The following is a 2,036-nucleotide window of genomic DNA, read 5'->3' as shown; positions in this document are numbered from 1 at the left end:
GTCAAGTGAGGAGTCCGCAGGAAGCTCCTTGACGTCAAGCCCTATGGTGGTTATCCTTGCGCCGCGAAGGCGAAAGATTTCTGCTTTTTATTAAGGCTTTTTTGCCGTCACAGGGAACGCTGACTGCGTTCCCTGGTCATCTTAGATATACCCTCTTTCACAAAGGCTGACGTATGTCCCATCCCCTATGATGATATGGTCAAGGACAGGGATTTCCATTATCTGCCCTTCATCGGCAATGCGTTGGGTTACGGCTATGTCCTCATGGCTCGGTTCGGGATTGCCCGATGGATGGTTGTGAGCCAGGATGATAGCGGCGGCATTGTAGCGCAGGGCGTATTTCAAGACGTCACGGCCTTTGGCGATGCTGGCGTTGATAGAACCTCTGCTGATGGTCTGCACAGCAATCAGCTGGTTCTTTGTCGTAAGGTAGACGGCACGGAATTCTTCTTGCGATAAGAACCGCATATCTTCCATGAGATATGACGCTACGTTTTGGGGACTGCTGAAATCGGGAGCATTGAGCTTCACTCCCGATTTGCGGATACGTTTCCCCAGTTCAATGGCCGCACATAAGGCGAGGGCGCTCTTTTCCCCTACGCCGTAAATGGCTTCCAAATCCTGTACACACGTTTCCCCTAAATAATACAGGTTCTGCCGTGGTAGGGATTCCATGACCTTATCGGCCACTTCAACGGCCGTGCGGTCTTTGACCCGTTTGCCGATGATAAGGGAAATCAGTTCGCTATCTGTCAAGGTGTTGCTTCCGTATGTCTTCATTTTTTCCTGTACCTTCATGATGGACTCCTCCTCGAATGTGTTCCTGTTGTCCAGGCTGCTCCTGGGATGTCCATCCTAAAACCGGTATGGCCGTCATCCGTCAAGCGAGGAGTCCCACAGGGAAGCTCCTTGACGGATGACGATCATGCCGGTTATACTCTTGGCCACCAGGAGGCCGAGAGTTTTTAGCTTTTTATTAAGGCTTTTTCGGTCTTATTAAGCTCTAATAGGTCTTATTAAGTCTTCATAGGCAAAAAAAGAACCATCGCAACAGGATGTTTGTTACGATGGCTCTTAGCCTCATTCATAATGACTATTTGTCTTTTTCAATATTTTTCAGAGAAGTGAAGGGAATTCCTTCTTCTTTTTCTGCCCGGTCTAATTTTTCTGCCATGCCAGGTATCCCATAAATATACAAGGTTTCCATTAAAGAATCTTCATCGGTCTTTCCTAAAAGCTGACGCTGTTTTTTCATGTACATCACCTCTAATTTATTTTATCATCCGTGTACATGCATAGCAACATGTACACGGAGATATTTTTAGGCATCCTTTTCTTTCGGACGTTTCCGTTCACAGAATTCAAAATCTTCCAACAAAATCCGCCAGTATTCATGCTTACTGCCTTCAGCATCGGTATAGGAAACGAAATCCATGTGGCCGTCTACCTTGATTTTATCGCCTTTGCTGAAATGGTCTGCAATGACTTCCGCCTTCTTGCCGAAGGCCGTGACCATGAAGAACTGCGGCTCCTTTTCCTTTGTCTTGAAATTATAGCGGTTTTCTGCAATCGTGAACAGCGCAATGGCTTTCTGATTTGATGTAAACCGAACTTCTACGTCTTTGACTAAATTCCCCATTACATCAATGTGATTCATACGTCATCTCTCCTTTACAATCATGACTGTTCTTCCGAAGGTCCTGCCTTCGGCATGTATCTCGTAACCGCCATGGCAATCTGCCGTCAAGCGAGGAGTCCCATCGGGAAGCTCCTTGACGGCAGATGGTTATGGCGGTTATCCTTGTCATGCGAAGGCCATGGCATTAGCGCTTTTTATTAAGGCTTTTTCGTTCTTAATAAGGGGCTGTCGCATTAAGCCATTTCGGCTTTGTGCGACAGCTCTCTTTTTTTATTCTATTTCATCGTTCTATTCTCTTTTTTTAGCTAAACGTAAAAAAGGTACACGAAACAGACCGGCCATCCAGTCGGCAAAAAACGTGTGCCTTTGCTATGTATATGGTTATTCAAGCACTCTT

At 46.2% G+C, this 2,036-nt stretch carries 4 protein-coding genes; 1 reads left to right on the top strand and 3 read right to left on the bottom strand.

The genetic code is table 11. The annotated features are described in order from the left end of the window. Nucleotides 1-141 precede the first annotated feature (141 nt). The 3 genes from radC to NM10_RS12290 all read right to left on the bottom strand — a co-directional run bounded on the left by radC (nt 142) and on the right by NM10_RS12290 (nt 1,657). Nucleotides 142-798 (bottom strand): RadC family protein, encoded by a 657-nt coding sequence (gene radC, locus NM10_RS12300; RefSeq protein ID WP_020311865.1) that lies wholly within the window; start codon nt 796-798, stop codon nt 142-144. A gap of 295 nt (nt 799-1,093) precedes the next feature. Beyond that, nucleotides 1,094-1,255 (bottom strand): hypothetical protein, encoded by a 162-nt coding sequence (locus NM10_RS12295; protein WP_020311864.1) that lies wholly within the window; start codon nt 1,253-1,255, stop codon nt 1,094-1,096. Between the two features lie 66 nt (nt 1,256-1,321). Then, nucleotides 1,322-1,657: a single-stranded DNA-binding protein gene (locus NM10_RS12290; protein WP_020311863.1), complete on the bottom strand. Its 336-nt coding sequence runs from the start codon at nt 1,655-1,657 to the stop codon at nt 1,322-1,324. Nucleotides 1,658-1,772: 115 nt separating this feature from the next. Between NM10_RS12290 and NM10_RS14270 the strand changes: the two genes are divergently transcribed. Then, nucleotides 1,773-2,036: hypothetical protein (locus NM10_RS14270; protein ID WP_204365365.1), on the top strand; the 264-nt coding region annotated here is incomplete at its 3' end.

It is taken from the genome of Megasphaera sp. NM10 (genome assembly GCF_000417505.1).
In the GTDB taxonomy this organism is placed as follows: Bacteria; Bacillota; Negativicutes; order Veillonellales; family Megasphaeraceae; genus Megasphaera; species Megasphaera intestinihominis.
This window is presented reverse-complemented; position numbering and strand designations above follow the sequence as displayed.

Bases quoted from the DNA above. Each gene is read 5' to 3' on its own strand.
- radC (WP_020311865.1), bottom strand. From the start codon at position 798: ATGAAGGTACAGGAAAAAATGAAGACATACGGAAGCAACACCTTGACA.
- NM10_RS12295 (WP_020311864.1), bottom strand. From the start codon at position 1,255: ATGAAAAAACAGCGTCAGCTTTTAGGAAAGACCGATGAAGATTCTTTA.
- NM10_RS12290 (WP_020311863.1), bottom strand. From the start codon at position 1,657: ATGAATCACATTGATGTAATGGGGAATTTAGTCAAAGACGTAGAAGTT.